The 22,559-nt window shown below is 65.7% G+C and carries 11 protein-coding genes; 6 read left to right on the top strand and 5 right to left on the bottom strand.

The window, feature by feature from the left end; all coding sequences use genetic code 11:
- The 3 genes from PMI40_RS22175 to PMI40_RS22195 form a co-directional block, all read left to right on the top strand.
- On the top strand, window positions 1–969 hold a 969-nt coding region (locus tag PMI40_RS22175), incomplete at its 5' end, for an HlyD family type I secretion periplasmic adaptor subunit (protein ID WP_040502694.1).
- Window positions 970–1,337: 368 nt separating this feature from the next.
- A complete protein-coding gene (locus PMI40_RS23050; RefSeq protein WP_008120149.1) occupies window positions 1,338–7,970 on the top strand; it encodes a S8 family serine peptidase in 6,633 nt (2,210 codons plus the stop codon).
- Between the two features lie 335 nt (window positions 7,971–8,305).
- Complete coding sequence (locus PMI40_RS22195) at window positions 8,306–11,020, top strand: calcium-binding protein (RefSeq protein WP_051001872.1); 2,715 nt, start codon at window positions 8,306–8,308, stop codon at window positions 11,018–11,020.
- Window positions 11,021–11,036: 16 nt separating this feature from the next.
- On the opposite strand, the gene PMI40_RS22200 is transcribed toward PMI40_RS22195, so the two are convergent.
- Both PMI40_RS22200 and PMI40_RS22205 read right to left on the bottom strand, forming a co-directional pair.
- Window positions 11,037–11,768, bottom strand: a complete 732-nt coding sequence (locus PMI40_RS22200) for a response regulator (protein ID WP_008120153.1) — start codon at window positions 11,766–11,768, stop codon at window positions 11,037–11,039.
- Window positions 11,765–13,252: an ATP-binding protein gene (locus PMI40_RS22205; RefSeq protein WP_008120155.1), complete on the bottom strand. Its 1,488-nt coding sequence runs from the start codon at window positions 13,250–13,252 to the stop codon at window positions 11,765–11,767. The genes PMI40_RS22200 and PMI40_RS22205 overlap by 4 nt, the downstream gene beginning before the upstream one ends.
- 189 nt (window positions 13,253–13,441) lie before the next feature.
- Here PMI40_RS22205 and PMI40_RS22210 point away from each other — a divergent pair, with 189 nt between their 5' ends.
- From PMI40_RS22210 to PMI40_RS22220, 3 genes are read left to right on the top strand one after another with little or no spacing between them, the layout of a single operon-like run.
- Window positions 13,442–14,692, top strand: a complete 1,251-nt coding sequence (locus PMI40_RS22210; RefSeq protein WP_008120157.1) for an efflux RND transporter periplasmic adaptor subunit — start codon at window positions 13,442–13,444, stop codon at window positions 14,690–14,692.
- A gap of 9 nt (window positions 14,693–14,701) precedes the next feature.
- Window positions 14,702–17,863 carry an efflux RND transporter permease subunit gene (locus tag PMI40_RS22215; RefSeq protein ID WP_008120159.1) on the top strand — a complete coding sequence of 1,054 codons (3,162 nt, stop codon included), beginning with the start codon at window positions 14,702–14,704 and terminating at the stop codon, window positions 17,861–17,863.
- On the top strand, window positions 17,863–19,344 hold the full coding sequence (locus PMI40_RS22220) for an efflux transporter outer membrane subunit (RefSeq protein ID WP_008120160.1): 1,482 nt from the start codon (window positions 17,863–17,865) through the stop codon (window positions 19,342–19,344). The genes PMI40_RS22215 and PMI40_RS22220 overlap by 1 nt, the downstream gene beginning before the upstream one ends.
- Window positions 19,345–19,471: 127 nt before the next feature.
- Here PMI40_RS22220 and PMI40_RS22225 read toward each other — a convergent pair whose 3' ends face one another.
- From PMI40_RS22225 to PMI40_RS22235, 3 genes are all read right to left on the bottom strand, one after another.
- Window positions 19,472–21,082, bottom strand: coding sequence for a methyl-accepting chemotaxis protein (locus tag PMI40_RS22225; RefSeq protein ID WP_008120162.1), 1,611 nt, complete (start codon window positions 21,080–21,082; stop codon window positions 19,472–19,474).
- A gap of 330 nt (window positions 21,083–21,412) precedes the next feature.
- Window positions 21,413–21,859: a nuclear transport factor 2 family protein gene (locus PMI40_RS22230; protein WP_008120164.1), complete on the bottom strand. Its 447-nt coding sequence runs from the start codon at window positions 21,857–21,859 to the stop codon at window positions 21,413–21,415.
- 131 nt (window positions 21,860–21,990) lie between these two features.
- Window positions 21,991–22,559, bottom strand: a 569-nt coding sequence (locus PMI40_RS22235; RefSeq protein WP_040502700.1) for a FadR/GntR family transcriptional regulator, incomplete at its 5' end; no start/stop codon positions are given.

A 22,559-nucleotide genomic window follows, 5' to 3' on the forward strand; every position in this document is an offset into this window, starting at 1 on the left:
CTGCGGCGGGTAGCCGCCGAGTTGGCGCAGCGTCCCATGCTGCGCCGTGGCAGCGATGACGCCGAGCTGTTCGAGCACGTGCAGCAACAATACGCGGCACGCGCCAGCGCGCATCTGGACAATCTCGAGCAGGAACGCTCGATGTTGCGCCGCGCCCGGCATGAACACGACAGCGCGCTGCGCCAGCAGCGCAAGCTCGAACAGACACTGCCGGCCTACGAGGACTCGGCGCGCGCCTTCGAGGCCTTGCGGCGTGAAGGCTTTGCCAGCGCGCTGGCGGCCAGCGAACGCCAGCGCGATGCCACCGAAAAGCGCGGCGAGCTGGAAGCCCAGCGCGCCATGGTGTCGGCGCTGGAAGCCGCCGTCCAGGCGCAGTCGCGTCGCCTGGCGCATAGCCAGAGCAATTACCGGCGTGAACTCGAAGAAGAGCAGGCGGCGATCCGCGCGCGCATTGCGCAATTGCAGCCCGACCTGGAAAAGAGCACCTATCGCGAAGGCCTGATGGAACTCAGGGCGCCCGAGAACGGCGTCATCAAGGACCTGGCCACCACCACCGTGGGCGCGGTGGTGCAGCCGGGCGATATCCTGCTGACCATGGTGCCGGCCGACGAGCCGCTGTATGCCGACGTAAGGGTACGCAACGAAGATGTCGGCCTGGTCAGCCAAGGGCAGCATGTGCAAGTCAAGCTGGCTGCCTTTCCGTTCCAGCGCTACGGCATGATGCAAGGCCGGGTGCTGCATATCGGAGCCGATGCCAGCCAGCAGCAGGAAGACGAGGCTGGACTGCCGCCCTACAAGGCGCGCGTGCGACTCGACCGCCAGACCCTGCAGGTGGTCGGCGGCAAGCAGCATGCGCTGCTGGCAGGCATGCAGGTGACGGCCGAGATCCACCTTGGCCGTCGCACCGTGCTGCAATACCTGTTGTCGCCGATCCAGAAGACGCTGCACGAATACGGTCGTGAACGCTAGATTCAACACTGTCACCGTGCATGCCGTCGTGCCGAGGCCGGTGTCTTTTGGCCGACCCTGGCGCGTGCATCGCCAGCGCGTCGTATGCGCCGATGCCAGCGGCAAATCTCGTATTTTCTTGCAAGCAGTTGGCGCTGGTTCTCGCCAGGGCACGATTCTTCGCCGCTGATTTGAGCGACAAGATGAATGCCTTGCGCATCGTCACGACGTCAGACGTCGACGTCTTGCACATTCCGTTCGACAAGCCGTTATCCATCGGGTCGAAACTTGCGTGGTACTCGCGGCAATGACCGCCTTGGCCATGCGCAACACCTGCCCGCGGCGACGACCGCCCATCATCCATCCAGATCAACTCCGGGAGTAACAGCATGGTCACGAAAGAGCAGCAAGATGCCGCGCCGCCTGTGGCGCACCAAGTCAGTGCCGGCACCCAGGTCATCTTCGGACCGCCCGGTGATGCCATCATCGATGGCGCCGGTACCGGCAACGGCAACGGCACCGGCAATGGCAACGGCACCGGCACCGGCAATGGCAATGGCAATGGCAATGGCAATGGCAATGGCACCGGCAATGGCAATGGCAATGGCAATGGCAATGGCAATGGCAATGGCAATGGCAATGGCAATGGCAATGGCAACGGCAACGGCAACGGCAACGGCAACGGCAACGGCAGTGGCAATGACACGGGCACGGGCACGGGTAACGGCGATATCTTCAGGTTGTCCGGCGAAATGGCGCAATATCGATTCACCGCCACCATCGGGGGGGTATGGGTCATCGACCGGGTCCCGGGACGGGATGGCATCGGTTTCTTGAGTAATGTCGCAACAGCCATGTTCGCCGATGGGCAAGTGTCTCTTCCCGGCGCTGATGTCGGCGCCGCGTTGCCACACCCGGTGGACGACGTGATCAGGTCCGACGCCTCCCGGCGGCCCTTGACGCGACGCGGGCCGCACCTGATCGCGGCGGGCCAGTTGCTCGCCAATGATATCGATTGGCAAGGCAAGGGTTTGCGCATCGATGCCGTCACCGATGTGGTCGGTGGCAGCGCCCGCATCACCGAGGCCGGCGATGTGTTGTTCGATCCGGACGCCGGCTTTACCGGCGTCATGTCCTTTGGATACCGGGTGCGTGGCCTGCAGGGTAGCCGCGCAGAGGCGCCGGCGCGGGTGTACCTGCACAGCGATGATTTACCGCAAGACCCATTGCTGACGCGGCAATGGCATCTGCAACAGGCCAACGTGCTGCCGGTCTGGCGCGACTACATCGGTCGTGGCGTCACGATAGGCCAGTTCGAACCGGGAGGCGACGAAGCCAACGGCCGGCATATCCTGGACCTGCGGGAGCGTGAACTGGCGGCCAACCTTGACCACGCCTGGTATGCCAACGCCGCAGCCGGTCAGCGCGGGGGCTCCGACGGCGACCAGCCCAGCCTGCATGCCACGGTCGTGGCGGCCATCATGGCGGCCGCGCGCAACGGCGAGGCCGGTGTCGGTGTAGCCCCGGGCGCCACGCTCGGTGGTCATTGGGTCGACAGCGAGCATTCGTCGATCCTGCAGGCAATGCGCCACTACGACATTGCCAACAACAGTTGGGGGCCGGACGGGCGTTTCCTGTTTCTTACCCGCTCTCCGCAGGCCAATGGATTGCCCTCGGCATTCGCCGATGCCGCAGGTCGTGGCCGCCGCGGGCTGGGCACGGTGATCGTCACCTCCGGCGGCAACGAGCGACTCGAGGGCGACAACACCAACTACAGCAGCATGGGCAATTGCCGCTTCGCCATCGCGGTGGCGGCGCTGGCGCAGCATGGGGTGGACCAGGTCGCGGCACAGCGTTTCTCCACCCCTGGTGCCAGCGTGCTGGTCAGCGCGCCCGGCACTGACCTGACGCCAGGTATTGGCGCGCCCGATGTGATCGTCAGCGGGACCAGCTTCGCCGCGCCCATCGTCAGCGGGGTCGTGGCGCTGATGCTGGAGGCCAATCCGGCGCTGGGCTATCGCGATGTGCAGCAGATCCTGGCGCTGACGGCGCGCAGGGTCGGGCAAGACGGTGCCGACTGGCAGGTCAATGGCGCCGGCAACTGGAATGGCGGTGGCATGCTGGTCAGCCACGACTTCGGCTATGGGGAGGTCGATGCCCGCGCCGCGGTGCGCCTGGCAGAAAGCTGGATCACGCAGCAGACGGCGGGCAACGAGGTATCCGCGGCCGCGCCGGTCCAATCGGGCGCCATCGACCTGGCCATACCGGATGGTGGGGCGCCGCTGCGGCATCGTATGCAGCTGGCCATGCCGGAACTGCCTGCAGCCGACCTGTTGATCGAGTATGTCGAGGTGCGTCTCAGGATCAGCCATGCCAGGCCGGGTGACCTGACGATCCGGCTGATATCGCCCACAGGAACCGACTCGATACTGATGGACCGTCCGGGCAAGCCACCGCACGGCGGGCCGGAGGAGCTTGGCGACGGCGCGTTCTACCACGCCGACTCACTCGACCATGTCTTCACCAGCGCGCGCCTGCGCGGCGAGAAGGCGGCCGGCACCTGGATCCTGGAGCTCAGCGACGCCGTCGGCGGCGCGACCGGCGTATTGCACGAATGGAGCCTCGATGCCCATGGCATCGCCGCCAGTGCCGACGATCACTATATCTACACGGATGCCTTCGCGCAGCTGTCCACGCAGGACGGACGCAACCTGCTGGCAGGGCGCAACGGTGGCCACGACACCATCAACCTGGCCGCCCTGGGCAGCGGCAGCCTGGTCGACCTGATGCAGGGGCAGGCCGATGTGGCCGGCCAGGCACTGGCGATCGCGTATCCGGGCGAGATCGACGCTGTCATCGGCGGTGAATTCGACGACGCGCTGATCGGCAACCAGCATGCCAACCTGCTGGTCGGCGGTCGCGGCAGCGATGTGATCTCCGGCGGCGCAGGTGACGATGTGATCTTCGTCAGTCGCGACGGTGGCAGTACTGTCAGTGGTGGCGCCGGGCGCGACGTCTTCGTCATCGCGCTGGGCGGCAAGCAGCCCTGGGATGCCAAGGCGCCCGATGATGTCATCACCGACTTCACATTGGGCCAGGACAAGTTGCTGATGTCGGGCTTTTCCCCGGCGTCGATGCTGCACCAGATCGATATCGAGACCGAAGGCGACGACGCGGTGCTGCTTATCCACAACGGTGGTCGGCGAATCGTGCTCAAGAACGTCGATACCTATCCGGGCCAGATGTCGGGCAGCTGGATCGGCGGGCTGCTGTTCGGGCTGGGCTACAAGCACAGCCTGACCGTGGCCGGCGGCATCCAGGCGCGCGAGGTGGTCGCGGCCGGCAGGTTGCATTGGGGCAGCGACGCCGAGGACGATATCGTGGCCGCCAGCAGCGGCACGTTCTGGCTGGGCGACGCGGCCGACCGGGCCGTTGGTGCCTCGGGCCGCGATGTCATGCACGGCGGCGCCGGCAATGATGTGCTGCATGGCGATCCGACGCCTTCGGCACCCGGTGCCGGTCCGGTTGGCGGTAACGATGTGCTGTTCGGTGACGCCGGCGACGACAAGCTCTACGGTGGTGGTGGCGACGACATCCTGCACGGCGGCGCCGGCCGGGACATGCTGTTTGGTGGCGAGGGCGACGATGTGCTGCACCTCGAAGGTGACGATGCGCTGGCCGGTCATGCGCAGATCGGCACGCTCCATACGTCGCGTCGCATCCGCATCGAAGGCGACCGGCCGCCCGATGCCAGGGCCGAGGGCGGTCATGGCAACGATCGCTTCGTGATTGCCGCCGATCGGGGCGACCGGGTGTCGTACGGACTGATGAAGAACCTGATCGCCGATTTCGACATCGGCAATCCCGACGAGAAGATCGACCTGTCGCAGATCGTCGGGGTGGGTGGCCTGGATGATCTCGACTTCTCCGTCGTGCAGTACGGCGGCCAGCGCTACCTGCGTGTCTGGCTGGGGCCGGCTGCACCGGGCACGCAATACTTCACCCTCGAGGGCGTCGACGCCGGGCAACTCCGGGGTGAGCACTTCATCTTCAGCGACCAGGCCGCCTCGCCCTTGCGCTCACCTGGCCCGGTACTGCGCGCAACGATACGCGACGACATCGTCACCGGCGACGACGGGGCCAATACGCTGGACGGCGGGCGTGGGGCAGACCGGATGCTGGGCGGCAGGGGAGACGACACCTATATCGTCGACGACATGGGCGACGTCGTCATCGAACAGGCCAGCGGCGGCTATGACCGGGTGCGCTCCAGCGTGAGCCATACCCTGGCCGCGCACGTCGAGGCGCTGACCCTGCTGTCGCGTCACGGTGGCCGGGCGCCCTGGTACCTGACCGATTATTCGTACGGCAACGCACGCGCCACCGGCAATGCGCTGGACAACGCCATCGATGGCGATATCGGCGACAACCTGATCGATGGCGGGGCCGGTGCCGACGTGATGGCCGGCAGCGCCGGCGACGATGTCTATATCGTCGACGATCCTGGCGATCGCGTCATCGAGCATGAGGCAGAGGGGCGCGACAGCGTGCGCTCATCGGTCTCGTTCGTGCTCGGCGATCATGTCGAACGGCTGGAGCTGAGCGGCAGCGATGCCATCGATGGCTGTGGCAACGACCTCGACAATCGCATCATCGGCAACGCCGCCGCCAACCGCCTGCTGGGCGGGTTCGGCAGCGACAGCATCGATGGCGGCGCCGGGGATGACCGCCTGTACGGTGGTGCCGGCGACGACCGCATCGTCGGCGCGGCCGGCAACGACCTGCTCGACGGCGGTGCCGGCAACGATGTGCTCATCGGCGAGTCCGGCGACGATACCTATCTGCTCGCGCGCGGCATGGGCCAGGATTACGTCTGGGAAGAGGACGATGCATCCGCACGCGCCGACCGCATCCTGGCCGGCCCCGGGCTGGCGGCGGCCGACATCGCCGTGCGCCGCGACGGCAATGACTTGTTGCTGGTCATCGGCAATGACGAAGGCATGCGTATCGGAAACTGGTTCGCAGACGGCCGGCACCGGATCGCGCAGGTGCAACTGGCCGATGGCACCGTGTGGGACGGCACGGCATTGTCGACGCTGTGCCGCCCTGCGGCCGCCGACGAACTGTCGTTCGGCAAGTCCTGGAGCACGGCCATCATGGCCGCGCGCGCCGAACAGCCCGATTTCAGGGCGACCTCGCTGCAGGATTATGAAGTCATCAGTCGCGACTCCATCTATGCCTACGGCGCCCCGGTGCAGGACACCGTGCCGCTGCTGACCCATGCCGCGCGCCGGCACTACCTGGCCGCCAGCTACTACCGGGTCACTGCCGGCATCGACACCGTCAAGATCGGTGCCGGGCATGGCGGGCAAGACCTGTCGCTGGCGCGCTGCCATGGACGCAACGATGCCGATACCAATCTCGAGGTGCGCCTGGGTCCGGGTTCGGATCAAAGGAACGCGATCATGCTGGTCCGGGGGCAGGACCGGGTGCGCATCGACTTCGCCGACGGCGACGTATGGGACAACGCCGCCGTGCGCGAGAACATCAAGCCCGGTGTGGAGCGAGGGGTGGCGATGACCGGGTACCTTGGTGAAGCGTCCGGATTCAACCGCTGGCGTGGCTACGACGACACTGCCGATGTGTTCCTCGGCGGCTATCACCGCGACGTGATGTTCGGCTTGCAGGGCGAAGACCATCTCGACGGCGGCGACGGCAACGACACCTTGTACGGGGGTGGCGGCAACGACCGGCTCATCGGTGGTGCCGGCAAGGACAAGCTCTACGGCGAGGACGACGACGATGTACTCGACGGCGGTGCCGGCGACGACTTGCTCGACGGTGGAAAAGGCAGCGACCGCTACCTGCTGTACCGCGGCATGGGCCGCGACACCGTGTTCGACAGCAACCGTCGCGACGATGCCGCCAACGTCATCCAGGTACTCGATGGCGTGGCGCCGGACGACCTGCTGTTTTCGCGTGACCGGCATCACCTGTACCTGGACATTGCCGGCACCGACGACCGGATGAAGATCAACAGCATGTTTTCCGCTCCGTTCGAGCCGATCACCGCGATGGATTTTGCCGATGGCACCCGGTGGGACTTTCGCGAGCTGGAACGGCGGTCCCGCACCGCCACCGCGACCGAAGCGGCCGACATCCTGTACGGCACCGACTGGTTCATCGAATTCAGCCAGCATCGCCCCAAGAGCGTCTATATCACCGATGTGTCGGGCACCGACATCATGCAAGGCCTGGGCGGCAACGACGAGTTGTACGGCTACGGCGCCAACGACCTGCTCGACGGTGGCGACGGCGACGATATCCTGCGTGGTGATGCCGGGCGCGACCTGCTCATCGGCGGGCGCGGCGATGACCTCCTCTACGGCTGCCGGGAAGCCGACGTGATTGCCTTCAATCGGGGCGATGGCCGCGACAACATCGAGACGCGCTATCACTTCGAGCGCTATTCGGTCCAGGCCGGCCACCAGGGCGGCACCCTGTCGCTGGGCGGCATCGGCTACCAGGACCTGACGCTGTCGCGGCACGGGGACGACCTGATAGTCGGGCTGGGACACGACGACAGCATTCGCCTGGGCGATTGGTACCACCTGTGGAACAAGAGCGTGCCCTTTCGCAATGAAGAGGGAAAGATCGTCCAGCGCCTGCAGTTCGTCACCGAGACTACCGACGCCTACCAGGCCGGATCGGCCGATCCGATGTATGGCAAGAAGGTCGCCTGGTTCGATTTCCACGGCCTGGTCGAGAAGTTCGACCAGGCGCGGCAAGCCGAGCCCACGCTGGACCACTGGTCGGTGGCGGCGGCGCTGGCCGAATTTCATTTGAACAGCAGCGATACCACCGCCTACGGCGGGGAACTGGCCTATCGCTACGCCACCCAGGGCGACTGGCGCGGGATGGATCCCCAGATGGCCCTGTATGCCGTCAACCAATTTGGCTTCGGCGGCGTCGACAAGCTGATTGCCAGCGAAACCCGGCCCAACGGTTATTTCTATGGTTGAGGTGCGCCCGGCGCCTGCTTGCACCCGCGCACCTCGCTGACGCATCTGCGTGGGCATCGTTACCGTTTCTCGTGCATCGTTGATGTCGTTGCGATCGGGGTGGCGCCACCATGGACATGCGGTAATGAAACGCTTGCCGCGCGCCTGGCAGCTGGCAGGTGCATGTCAATGACCAATCATGGAGCACGACCATCATGGAGCATCCAACGCAACAACACCCCGATCCGCTGGCCGCTAACGGGCCGGGCGTCCTGGCGGAACAAACCGCATCGTCCGCCGCCGGCGTCCCACCAGTCGTCCCCCCGGTACCGGATGGGTCGCCCCCGGCGTCGGGCGTGCGCCAGCAGGTCGGCACCGACGGCGCCGACATCCTGGTCGGCCAGCCGGGTCGCGAGTGGCTCGTCGGCGGCAGGGGCGACGACACTTATATCGTCGGCGACGAGCACAGCGCCGTCATCGAAAGACAGGACCAGGGCCGCGACACCATTCGCGCCTCGGTCAGCACCAAGTTGGGCAAACACGTCGAGCGGCTCGAATTGACCGGCAACGCTGCGCTCTACGGCAGTGGCAATACCGGAAACGACCGCCTCATCGGCAATGCGGGCAACAACGTCCTCAACGGCTTCAAGGGTGACGACAGTATCGACGGTGGCGCCGGCGACGACACGCTGCACGGCGGGCGCGGCAATGACCGGCTGGTGGGTGGACCCGGTGACGACCTCCTGTATGGCGGCTTCGGCAACGACGTGCTGGTCGGTGGCATCGGCAGCGATACCTACGAGCTGCGCCGCGGGATGGGCCAGGACTACGTCTACGACGAAGACCCCGGTGCCGGCAATGTCGACACCATCGAGGTCACCACGGCGCTGCAGCCGGACGATATCGAAGTCATGCGCGATGACGACGACCTGCTGCTGCGCATCCGGCATACCACCAGCGGGATACGCGTGGCGAACTGGTTCGGACCCGCGCGATTTCGCATCGAACAGGTACGGTTCGACGATGGATCGCTGTGGGATGTCGCCGCCATCGAGGCCCGGGTCGCCACCCAGCCAGCCCTTGCCACGGACCTGCGTTTCGGACGGGGCTGGGCTGCCGCCATCGCCTCGCAGCAGCAAGCCCACGCGCAAGGGCAGCCCGATCCGCCCGGCCAGCGCAAGCGCCTCGACAGCATCTACGCCTATGGCATGCCCGAGCCCGATACCATCACCATGAAGCGGGGCGGGCGCATCGACATCGTCAGGCCGGCGCCACGGTGGACCCAGGGCATCGATATGATCAAGGTCGACGCCGGGATCGCCCCGGACGATCTCACGCTGCTGCGCGACTACCAGGACCTGATCCTGCTGGTGTCCGGCGATGAGCCCGGCTTGATGCGGGTGCGGCGTGGCTTCGACCGGGCGCGCATCGAATTTGCCGATGGTACCGTGTGGGATAACGCCGCCATTCGCCAGCGCGTGCGTGCGCAGCTGGTCGATGGCCGGTTCGTCTACCGCAACCTGTTCGAACGGGCGCTCAGCGGCGGCGTATATGGCTATGACGACACCGCCGATGTGCTGCAGGGCTCGCTTGACGACGACTGGATGCGCGGCTTTGGCGGCGACGATATCCTCAATGGCCACGACGGTCGCGACAACATGTTCGGCGGCCCGGGCAACGATCGCATCGCCGGCGGCGCCCAGGCCGACATCATCCATGGTGGCTCGGGCAACGACGTCGTCGACGGCGGCAAGGGGGCGGACTATCTCGACGGCGGCCCCGGCGATGACCTGCTGCTGGGCGGTAGCGGCAACGACCTGATCGAAGGCGGCGCCGGCGACGATCGACTCTACGGCGGACGCGGCAACGACCTGCTCTACGGTGGCCTGGGACGCGACCTGCTCGTAGGCGGGCTCGGCAATGATTTGCTGCAGGGCGGGCCCGGCAGCGACACCTACTATCTCGCGCCCGGCATCGGCATCGACACGGTCGACGAAAGCGATGGCCGCCTGTCCGGCGGCAACACCATCGAAGTCGCCGCCGGGATCGCGACGGACCACGTCGCGCTGCTGCGCGATGGCGACGACCTGCAGCTGGGCATCGGCAATGCAGACGATCGATTGATCCTCAAGGATCTCTTCAATGGCGATCGATCGTATGTCGATGCGGTCGCATTCGCCGATGGCCAGCGCTGGAGTATCCAGGAACTGGAGCGACGCTCGCTGGCCGTTGCCACCGTCGGCGACGACCTGTTGCATGGCAAGGGCGGCACGCAATGGTGGCAGGGCGACGCCCTGCGCGCCGATGTCCACGACATCCTGGATGGCCTGGCCGGCGCCGACGGCATATGGGGACATGCCGGCAACGACCTGCTTGCCGGGGGCGAGGGCGACGACACCATCGTCGGTGGCGCCGGCCACGACCTGCTGGCAGGCGGCGCCGGTAGCGACCGGCTGGTGCACGGCAGGCAGGCCGACATCGTCGTCTTCAACCGTGGCGATGGCCACGACACCATCGCGTTCGATGCGGCCACCGTCCCCGGCGGCGCCGATACCCGGCCGGCGCAGGGGCCGACGCTGTCATTGGGGGGCGTGCGCAGCGATCAGCTGGCCTTGCGCCGGGCAGGCGCCGACCTGGTGCTGGACATGGGCCCAGGCGACAGCATGCGTTTCGAGAACTGGTACGGCGACCCGGTGCCGCCGGGCAATACCCTGCTGCAACTGGTGCTCGACACCACCGACGACTACCGTGCCGGCGGCGACGATATCGTGCGGCAACGCAAGCTCGCCGTGTTCGATTTCAATGGCGTGGTGGCGCAATACGACCGTGCGCGCGACACCCTGCCCGGGCTCGACCTGTGGTCGGTGAACGCGGCGCTGACGCATCACCATCGGGGCGGCAGCGATACCATGGCCTTGGGCGGCGAGGCGGTGTATCACTATGCCCATCACGGCCACTGGAACCTGCTGGCTCCGCAGGCCCTGGCGGCGATGCTGGCCAGTCCCCTGTTCGGCAACGGCGACCAGCGCATTGCGCCCCCGGCGCCGCGCGCAGCGATGGCCAGCCCATGAGGCCGGAGCACGGCAGTCACGGCCGCCGTGGCAACTCGAAGCTGTAGCCCACGCCATATACGGCCTGGATCACGTTATGCCCGGGGAAGAACGGCTCGAGCTTGCGGCGCAGGTTCTTGATATGGGTGTCGACGGCGCGGTCGGTGACGGCCCGGTTCTCGTCGTGCAGGTGGTTGAGCAGCTGGTCGCGCGAGAACACCATCCCCGGCGCGCTGGCGAAGGTCTTGAGCAGCCTGAATTCCAGCGGCGTGAGCCCCAGGTTCTCGCCGGCGATGCTGGCCTGGTGGCGGGCGTCATCGATGGCCAGCGTGGCCGGCGCCGGCAATGGTGCGCCGGGCGGCTGGCTGCGGCTGTTACGGCGCAGCATGGCCTTGACCCGCGCCACGATCTCGCGCGGGCTGAAGGGCGTCTTGCAGATGTAGTCGTCGGCACCCAGCTCGAGTCCGCGCAGGCGGTCTTCCTCTTCCACCCGCGCCGTCAGCATCAGCACCGGCACGTCCGAGAACTCGCGCAGCTCGCGGCAGATCTCCCAGCCGCTGCGCCCGGGCAGCATGATGTCGAGCAGGATCAGGTCGGGACGTTGCTGGCGTACCGCCGGCAGCGCCGCATCCCCGTGCTCGACATGGCGCGAGCGATAGCCGGCCGCAGCCAGGTATTTCTGCAGCAGTTCGGCCATCTTGGGTTCGTCCTCCACGATCAGGATGTCGGCGCTCGAAGGAGGGACGAACTGGAAATCGGGCTGGCTCATGCCGTACTCTCCTGGGTGTGCTCCGGGTCCGGCCGGGCGAAGCCGGCCGGCAGCGCGACCCGGATGCGCAGCCCGCCCAGCGGCGAGTCGGCCGCGGCGATACTGCCCTGGTGGGCCTCGACGATGCGACGGCAGATCGCCAGCCCCAGGCCGGCACCGCCGCCGGCCCGGCTGCGGGATGCCTCGACCCGGAAGAAGCGGTCGAACAATCGTCCCAGCGCGGCCGCCTCCACGCCCGGCGCGCTGTCATCGAAGATCACTTGCCACTGCTGCTGCTCGAGCCGGCAGTGCAATTGCAGCAGGCCGCCCTGGTCGGTGTAGCGCAGGCTGTTCTCGAACAGGTTGTTGAACAGCTGCTGCAGACGGGCACCATCGGCGTGCAATGGCATGGACGCGGGCAGGTCGGCCTCGATGCGCAGGCCGCGCTTGCGATAGCGGTCCTCGATCATCTGCACCGTATCGCGCAACAACGGCGCGAGGTCGATATCGTCCTTGCGATAGGTCAGGGCGCCGGCGTCGGCCAGCGACAGGTCGTACAGGTCGCCCACCAGCTTGTTGAGATGCACCACCTCGCTCTTGAGCGAGCGGATGGTGTGTTCGTCGGCCTGCAGCACGCCATCCTCGAGCGCTTCCAGCTGGCCGTTGAGAATGCCCAGCGGCGTACGCAATTCGTGCGACACATCGGCCATGAATTCGCGTCGCAGTTTCTCGTTGCGCTCCAGCGTCATGGCCAACAGGTTGAAGTCATGCGCCAGCTGTCCCACCTCGTCGCCCGACGCGACCTCGACCCGCGTGGCATAGTCGCCGCCGGCCAGCTTGTGGGTGGCGTTGGCCACCCGCGAGAGCGGCTTGAGCAATACGCCCGAGATCCGCACCACCAGGAAGGCGGCCAGCATGATGGCAATCACCGCGATGGCCGTCTGCGCCAGGAACTGGCTCTGCTGGAAGCGCAGGTCGACCGCCCCGATGACGCTCTCGAACGGGGTCTGGGCCACCCAGCCGATCAGCGTGTCGTTGCTCATCAGCGGGCGCAGCCTGGCGTCGGCACCGACATTGGGATAACCGATGACGAACTGGCGTCGGGTATCGAGCAGGGTGAAGCGCAAGGTCGCCCCGGTCAGGTCCGAGGGCGTGAAGGTGGGCCCGGGGGCCGGGCCGGCGCCGGTGTGCTCGACGATGGCCGGCTTCATCAGCGCAAACCAGGTGCGCGGATTGTCGCGGATGAATTCCCAGCTGCCGTGGTTGTCGCGATAGGCCTGCTCCAGGCGCGGCACCATGTCCTCCATGCGCTCCTGGGCCTGTTCGTTGAGATAGCCGAGAAAATCGCGGGTGAAGATGTAGTGGCCGGCGCTGTTGATGGCCACGATCACCACCACGATCAACGCCAGCATCGCGTAGAACAGCTTGAGGCGGATGTTGGCGCGATAGAAGAAGCGGTCGGTCAGGTCCGCCAGCGGGGCAGGAAGGGATTTGCGTACGGTCATGCCGATCTTGGAACGGAAGGTCAGGCGCTCAGGGTATCAAGATAAACCGCATAGGGGGTGTTTTGTTGCAAGGCACAATGTCCTCAAATTTGCTTCACATTTGCGGCCTATCCTGGCCAGTCCGATAGCTCATTGCGCCTGGCGCTTGCCATTTTGGCAAGCAGGTCGCCGCGCAGAAAGTCAACGACAATGCCCAAAAAGAATACCACCGCCGGTTCCCTGGCCATCTCCCTGTTGCTGGCGCTCCTGCTGGCGGCCTGCTCCAAGTCGGGCAACCAGGCACCGGCCGCCGCGCAGGCCGAAATCGGCTACGTGGTGGTCAAGACCCAGCGCCAGGCCGTCACCACCGAGTTGCCCGGTCGCACCACGGCCTACCTGGCAGCCGATATCCGTCCCCAGGTGGGCGGCATCATCCAGAAGCGGCTGTTCAAGGAAGGCGCCACCGTCAAGGCCGGCCAGCCCCTGTACCAGATCGATCCGTCTACCTACCAGGCCGCGCTCGACAGTGCCAGGGCCTCGCTGCAGAAGGCCGAGGCCACGCTGGCCTCGTCGCGCCTGAAGGCGCAGCGCTATGCCGAACTGGACAAGATCGACGCCGTCGCCAAGCAGGACAATGACGACGCCCAGAGCACGCTGCGCCAGAACCAGGCCGATGTCGAGGTGCAGAAGGCGGCGCTCAAGACGGCCGCCATCAATGTCGAATTCACCCGCATCCTGTCGCCGATCTCCGGGCGCATCGAAAAGTCCAGCGTGACCCCCGGCGCGCTGGTGACGGCCAGCCAGGCCACGGCCCTGACCACGGTGCAACAGATCGACCCGATCTACGTCGACGTGACCCAGTCCACGGTCGACCTGCTGCGCCTGAGGCGCGAATTGGCCAGCGGCCAGATCAAGAAGAGCGGCGACAATTCGGCCCAGGTCAGGATCCTGCTGGAAGACGGCTCGACCTACGACCGCAAGGGCAAGCTCGAATTCACCGGCCTGTCGGTCGATACCGGCACCGGCATGATCACGCTGCGGGCGGTGGTGCCCAATCCGGACGGCATCCTGCTGCCCGGTTCGTACGTACGTGCGGTACTGGAAGAAGGGGTCGACGAGCATGCATTGCTGGTGCCGCAGAAGGCGGTCAGCCGGGACCAGACGGGCGCGGCCACGGCGCTGGTGATCGGCGCCTCCGGCAAGGTCGAGCAGCGCATCCTGACGGCCGCGCGCGCGGTCGGCAACAGCTGGTGGATCACCAAGGGATTGCAGGAGGGTGACAAGCTGATCGTCGATGGCCTGCAGAAGGTGCGTCCGGGCGACACCCCGCGCGCCATCGATGTCACCGACACGCTGCAGAAGGACCTGGCCAAGGAAGCCGCGGCCGCCGCCGCCGACCCGTCGCTGGGCGGCAATACCGCCGGCAACGCACCCGGCGCTGCCACCAGCGGCGTGAAGTAAGGAGCGCACATGGCACGTTTCTTCATCGACCGGCCCATCTTCGCGTGGGTCATCGCCATCATCATCATGCTGGGCGGACTGATGTCCATCCGCCAGCTTTCGCTCGAGCAGTATCCCGACATCGCGCCGCCCAAGGTCAATATCCGCGCCACCTACACCGGCGCCTCGGCCAAGACCCTGGAAGACTCGGTGACCCAGGTCATCGAGCAGCAGATGAAAGGCCTCGACAACCTGCAGTACATGTCGGCCAGTTCCAGTTCGGCCGGCACCGCCACCGTGGCCCTGACCTTCGTCGCCGGGACCAATCCGGACGTGGCGCAGATGCAGGTGCAGAACAAGCTGCAACAGGTCACCGCGCGCCTGCCGCAGGCCGTGCAGAACAACGGCGTCACCGTGACCAAGGCCTCGACCGATATCCTGATGGTGGTGTCGCTGACCTCGGAAGACCCGCGCATCACCAACATCGATATCGGCGACTTCATCAGCAGCACGCTGACCGACCAGGTCAGCCGCGTCGAAGGGGTAGGCGACGTCACCGCCTTCGGCACCAACTACGCCATGCGGATCTGGCTCGACCCGAGCAAGCTGCAGAAATATGCGTTGATGCCGTCCGACGTCACCAGCGCGCTCACGGCCCAGAACACCGAGGTCTCGGCCGGCGAGATCGGTGCCCTGCCGGCCGTGCCCGGGCAGCAGATCAACGCCACCATCACGGCGCGCAGCAAGCTCACCACGGCGGCCGAGTTCCGCAACATCATCGTCAAGTCGTCGGCCGACGGCTCGGTGGTCAAGCTGTCCGACGTAGCGCGGGTGGAAGTCGGTGGCGAAAGCTACCAGGTCGCCTCGCAGCAGAACGGCAAGCCTTCCTCGGCGTTGGCGATCCAGCTGGCCACCGGTGCCAACGCGCTCGACACGGCCGATGCGGTCAAGAAGAAGCTGGCCGAACTCGAACCGTACTTCCCGGCGTCGATGCGACTCAAGACCAACATCGCCTACGACACCACGCCGTTCGTGCGGGTGTCGCTGGAAGAAGTGGTCAAGACCCTGATCGAAGCCATCGTGCTGGTGGTGCTGATCATGTACCTGTTCCTGCAGAACCTGCGGGCCACCTTCATTCCGGCCATCACGGTGCCGGTGGTATTGCTGGGCACCTTCGGCATCCTGGCCATGTTCGGTTACTCGATCAACACGCTGACCATGTTCGGCCTGGTGCTGGCCATCGGCCTGCTGGTCGACGACGCCATCGTGGTGGTGGAAAACGTCGAGCGGTTGATGACCGAGGAAAAACTCGATCCCAAGGACGCCACCCGCAAGTCGATGCAGGAAATCACCGGCGCCCTGGTCGGGATCGCCATGGTGCTGTCGGCGGTGTTCATCCCGATGGCTTTCTTCGGCGGCTCCACCGGGGTGATCTATCGCCAGTTCTCGATCACCATCGTCTCGGCCATGGCGCTGTCGGTGCTGGTGGCGTTGACGCTCACGCCGGCGCTGTGCGCCACGCTGCTCAAGCCGCATGCGCCCGGCCACGCCAGGCAGGGCCGCTTCTTTACCTGGTTCAATCGCAGTTTCGACCGCAATGCCGAGCGCTATCGCGGTGGCGTGGGCGGCCTGCTCAAGCGCGGCAAGCGCGGGCTGCTGATGTATGCCCTGATCGTGGCGGCCATGGCGGTGATGTTCATGCGGCTGCCGACGTCGTTCCTGCCCGAGGAAGACCAGGGCGTGCTGATGGCGCAGATCCAGTTGCCCACCGGCGCCACCGCCGAGCAGACCGGGGCGGTGGTCAAGACGGTGCAGGAATACTTCATGAACAAGCCCGAGGTGGTCGATTCGGTGCTGGCCATCGTCGGTGCCGGTGTCGGCGGCAACAGCCAGAACGGCGCGCGGGCCTTCATCCGGCTCAAGGACTGGAGCGAACGCACCGGCGACGGCCAGGGTGCCACCGCCCTGGTGCGCCGGGCCAATGCCGACCTGTCCAAGATCCGCGGCGCACGGGTGTTCCTGATGAACCCGCCGGCGGTGCGCGGCCTGGGCCAGAGCTCCGGTTTCGACGTCGAGCTCAAGGACGTCGGTGGCGTCGGTCACGACGCCCTGATCAAGGCCCGCGACCAGTTCCTGCAGCAGGCACGGCAAAACCCCTTGCTGGCCAACGTGCGCATTACCGGCCTGGACGATACGCCGCAGCTGCGCGTCAGTATCGACGACCGCAAGGCCGACGCCCTGTCGATCAGCACGGCCGACATCAACTCGACGCTGGCCACGGCCATGGGTGGCACCTACGTCAATGACTTCCTGTCCAACGGCCGGGTCAAGAAGGTGTATGTGCAGGGTGATTCGGCCTTCCGCATGCAGACCGAGGATATCAACCGCTGGTACGTGCGCAACTCGGCCGACCAGATGGTGCCGTTCTCGGCCTTCCTGAGCAGCAAGTGGAGTTACGGCCCATCGCTGCTGGAACGCTACAACGGCGTGTCGTCGTTCGAGATCGTCGGCGAGCCCGCCAGCGGTGTCAGCTCGGGCGCGGCCATGCGCGAAGTCGAGCGCATGGTCGCTGCCCTGCCTTCGGGCGTGGGTTTCGAATGGACTGGCGCGTCCTACCAGGAGCGGCTCTCGGGCAACCAGGCGCCGATGCTGTATGCGATCTCGATCCTGTTCGTGTTCCTGTGCCTGGCCGCACTCTACGAGAGCTGGTCGGTGCCGTTCGCGGTGATCCTGGCGGTACCGCTGGGCATCGTCGGCACGGTACTGCTGACGGGGCTGTTCGGCATGTCCAACGACGTCTATTTCCAGGTTGGCCTGTTGACCACGGTCGGCTTGTCGGCCAAGAACGCGATCCTGATCGTGGAGTTCGCCAAGCAGCTGCACGAATCCGGCAAGTCGCTGCGCGACGCTACGCTCGAAGCAGTCCAGTTGCGGCTGCGTCCGATCCTGATGACCTCGCTGGCCTTCATGTTCGGCGTGCTGCCCCTGGCCATCGCCAGCGGCGCCGGTTCCGCCAGCCGTCGCGCCATCGGTACCGGGGTGCTGGGCGGCATGGCCACGGCCACCGTACTGGGCCTGTTCTTCGTGCCCCTGTTCTATTTCCTGATCGGTAGCTGGCTCGATCGTCGCGCCAAGGCCCGGGCCGGCCGCGATGACCGCGCCGATCATTCCCTGTCGAAGGAGGGCGTGTGATGCAAGCGCTCCAAACCAAGCAAAAGACCCGGTTGCAACGTTGCGTCATGGCGCTGGCCGTGACCACCGCGCTGGCCGGCTGCGCCAACCTGGCGCCGGACTACCGGCAGGGCACCGCGCCGGTGCCGGCGGACTGGTCGCAACAGGTGGATGGCAAGCAGATCGTGGCGGCCAGCGGTGAACGCGCGCAGCAGACCAACGCCGCCGACGCCATCGGCTGGCGCCAGTTCTTCCTCGATGCGCGGCTGCAGAAGGTGATCGAGCAGGCGCTGCAGAACAACCGCGACCTGCGAGTGGCCGCACTCAATGTCGAGAAGGCGCGCGCGCAATACCGCATCACCGATGCCGACCGTTTTCCTGCGGTCGACGTCAGCGGCACCAGCAGTGCCAGCCGCACGCCGGCCAGCCTGAGCACCAGCGGGCGGGCCACCGTGACGCGCCAGCAAAGCGTGACGGTCGGCATTTCTTCCTACGAGCTCGATTTCTTCGGCCGTCTCAAGAACCTTTCCGACGCCGCGCTGGAAACCTATCGCTACCAGGTCGAGGCCCGGCGCAGCACCCACATCAGCCTGGTGGCCGAAGTCGCCACGGCATGGTTGACCCTGGGTTCGGACCTGGAACTGAAGAAGCTGGCCGAAAATACCTTGCAAAGCCAGTCGCGCACCTATGAGTTGAGCCAGCGCAGCCACGACATCGGCACCACCTCCGGGGTCGACCTGGCCAGCCAGGAAGCCACGGTCGAATCGGCCCGGGCCGATGTGGCCCGCTATACCGCGCAGGTGGCGCAGGACGTCAACGCCCTGCGCCTGCTGGTGGGCGGCGACATCGACCAGCAGAGCCTGCCGCAGGGCCTGCCGGACGCGGCCAGTGTATTGTTGCCCACGCCCGCCGGTCTGCCTTCCGAAGTGTTGCTGCGACGCCCCGACGTGCTGGCCGCCGAGCATACACTCAAGGCAGCCAATGCCGACATCGGTGCGGCGCGCGCGGCCTTCTTCCCCAGCATCTCGCTCACCGCCAACGGCGGCACGGCCAGCCCCACGCTGGGCGGGCTGTTCGATGCCGGCAGCGCATCGTGGAGTTTCGTACCATCGATCAAGCTGCCGATCTTCAATGCCGGCAGCCTGCAGGCCAGTCTCGATGCGGCCCGGATCACCCGCGACATCGACGTGGCCAACTACGACAAGGCGATCCAGACCGCGTTTCGCGAAGTGGCCGATGCCTTGTCGCTGCGCGCCACGCTGGATCAACGCCTGACGGCCCAGTCGCGGGTCACGGCAGCCAACGAGAAGAGCTACAGGTTGTCCGAGGCCCGTTACCGCAATGGCGTCGACAGCTATCTCACCACGCTGGTGTCACAGCGCTCGCTGTACAGCGCGCAGCAGACGCTGATCGCATTGCGCCTGACCGAGCAGAGCAACCGCATCACGCTCTACAAGGTGCTGGGTGGAGGCTGGAACGAGCAGAGTGGCCAGGCGCGATGAAGCATTGACGGGCTGGCCTGAAGCGACACGCAAGCGTCATTGAAGTCATCGTGCCGGTGCCGGTTCCGTGCAAAAAAAAACGGCCCGCGGTCGACAGCGCGGGCCGTTCGCTTGCCAACTGCATGCCTCAGTTCAGCAGCAGCGGTTCGCGGGTGCTTTCATTGTCCAGCACGTTGCCCTCCATTTGCTGCTCGCTGAGCTTGAAGGTGCCGACCAGTTCGCTCAGGTACTCGGCCTGCTGGCTCATCGATTGCGACGCCGCGGCCGCCTCTTCGACCAGCGCCGCGTTCTGCTGCGTATTCTGGTCCAGCAACGAGATGGCTTCGTTGACGGCAGTGATGCCGGTGGTCTGTGCGTGACTGGAGCGGCTGATCTCGGCCACGATATCGCTGACCCGCCTGACGCTGGCCACCACGTCGCCCATGGTGTCTCCGGCCTGTCTCACCAGGCGGCTGCCATCGGCCACGCTGGTCACCGAGTGGTCGATCAATTCCTTGATTTCCTTGGCCGCCGACGCCGAGCGCTGGGCCAGGCTGCGCACCTCCGAGGCCACCACCGCGAAGCCGCGACCCTGTTCGCCGGCGCGCGCCGCTTCCACTGCCGCATTGAGCGCCAGGATGTTGGTCTGGAAGGCGATGCCGTCGATGACGCTGATGATATCGACGATCTTGCGCGAGGCGTCGTCGATCACGCCCATGGTGGTCACCACCTGGCCAACCACCTCGCCACCGCGGGTGGCCACTTCCGAGGCCGAGCTGGCCAACTGGTTGGCCTGCTGCGCATTGTCGGCATTCTGGCGTACGGTGCGAATCAGGTCTTCCATCGCCGCCACGGTCTTCTCCAGGGTCTCGGCCTGTTGCTCGGTACGCTCCGAGAGATTCATGTTGCCCGAGGCGATCTCGGCCGAGGCGCCGGCGATGGTGTGGGTGCCCACACGCACCTGGTGCACCAGCGAAGCCAGCTTGTCGCGCATGAGGCGGATCTCGAACAACAGGCTCGAATCGTCGTCGCGGGTGGTATGGACCGAAGTCGACAATTCACCGTGGGCGATGCGCCCGGCAATTTCCACCGCGTAGCGCGGCTCGCCTCCGAGCTGGCCGAGCAGGGCACGGCGGATCACCCATGCGGTCAGCACCGATACCGCCAGGATCACGGCGGCCCAGATCATGATCAGGCGCAGCGAGTTGTCGAACAGGGCCTCGGTCTGGGCCGTCGCGCGGGTGTCCCTTTCTTCCTGCGCCTTGAGCAGGACGTCGATATCCTGCACGATGCGTCGCCGCAGCGGGCTGCATTCCTTGACCAGGAAGGTGCCGTATTCGGCCATCTGGTTGGCTTCGCGATACTTGCGCGGACGATTCAGTTCGTTAGCCATTTCCAGCAGCCCGCCCTTGACCTTGTCGAATTGCGGGTTGCCCACGAAATGCGGCTCCATCGCCTTGAGCGTGGACAGGTAGAGTGCCTTCTGCTGGTCGAGTATCTCCAGTTCCTTCAAGGCGTCGGCCTGGTCCTGGAAGATGAATGCGTTGCGCGCGGCCAGGCCCGTCTGGTCCAGCGCTTCACGCGCTACATACAAGGGGTCGAGCGCGACGTCGCGCATGTACTCCTGGGCCTTCATCGTGGACGAGATGGAGTTCATGCGCATCACGGTAAAGCTGATCAGCACCAGCATCAGTACGATCAGGATGCCGAAGCCCAGCCTTAGCTGGGTGCCGATCTTCAAGGTTCTCAAGTAATTCATTTCCGTTGATGCCGATTAGATTTGTTAGTAAAAGGCAGGCAGCGCGAGATGTTTTCCAAGTGCCGTAGGTACGTCTCAATTGCCCGGTATGCGACCGGATCTCGCCACATAGGTGGTAGACGGCTCCGGATGAGAACAATTGTAAGCAGGTTAGCCCTCACGACCATGAGGATTTTCCTTAGTTTTTGGCTTGGCGCGACGGAAATGGCGCGAGGAAGGACCGGATTGATGTTCGAATGGAATCGTTTTTATGAGGAATTGTGAGGTTGCTTGTGTGCGCAAGCGGACAATGCTGCAAACGACGCTCGTTTGCAGCATCGGGGGTGTGGCTCAGGTCGGTGCACGCACTGCCTGGCGTGCCAGCAATTGCCAGTGTCCATGGTGCTTGGTCCACACCTGGAGGATCTTGATGGTGACGTGTCCGGGTTTGCCCGAATCGTTAGTATCTGCGTCGAGCGTATGGCGCACCACCGCGGTGTCGCCGATCACCTTCACGGTCTGCTCCAGCAGCTTGATGTTGACGAAGTCGGAGGCACCGGTCTTGAGGTCATCGATGAATTCGGCCTGGGTCTGCACCTTGCCGCTGGAGTGACCATAGCTCAGGTCCTTGGAGGTCAGCGCATCGAGCTGCTTGAGGTCGGGATCGACCATCACCACGCGCAGTTTCTCGACGGCAGCTTCCACCGCCTGGGTATCGTTGGGGGCCGCAGCCGCACCTTGCGACAGCATCATGGTGCAGGCCAGTGCGCCACACATCAGTGTGAAATTCTTGAACATTGTCGGTCTCCTTGTTTGCGGCTGATGCGCAAACTGACATTAGAAATAAGCTTCGATCGGTGGCAAGTGAATCAAGTGGATGAAGGTTGGTGTCGCTCTCCCGCAGTGGTGGAAAAATAAATGCATGGCTGCTAGCTGGCATCCTGGGCCCGACGCAGCCTTTCACGGCTGTTGGTGAGATGGATGCGCATCGCCGCGCGGGCGAAGTCGGTGTCACGCCGGGCAATGGCATCGAAGATCTGCTCGTGCTCGCGATTGACCCGCTGCAGGTATGGCCGCAACTGGTCCGCCGGCAGCCGCGAAGAGGGCAGCCGCGTGCGCGGCAGGATGGTGGTGCCCAGATAATTGATGATGTCGGCGAAGTAGCGGTTGCCGGTGGCTTCGGCGATCTCCTGGTGGAAACGGAAATCGGGATCGACCGTGCTCTGGCTGCGGCTCACGTTGTCGGCAAAGGCGTCCAGCGCCGCCCGCATGGCCAGGAGGTGCGCATCGCTGCGGCGGGCCGCGGCCAGCCCCGCGGTCTCGGTTTCCAGGCTGATGCGCAATTCGAGGATCGCCAGCACTTCGAAGGACGTCTCCAGTTCGGCCGGATCCAGCCGGAACATGGGGGCCGGTCGGGGCTCGAGCACGAAGGTGCCGATGCCGTGCCGGGTAGCCACCAGGCCGGCGGCCTGCAGCCGCGACAACGCCTCGCGCACCA

Source organism: Herbaspirillum sp. YR522 (assembly GCF_000282575.1).
In the GTDB taxonomy this organism is placed as follows: Bacteria; Pseudomonadota; Gammaproteobacteria; order Burkholderiales; family Burkholderiaceae_D; genus Herbaspirillum.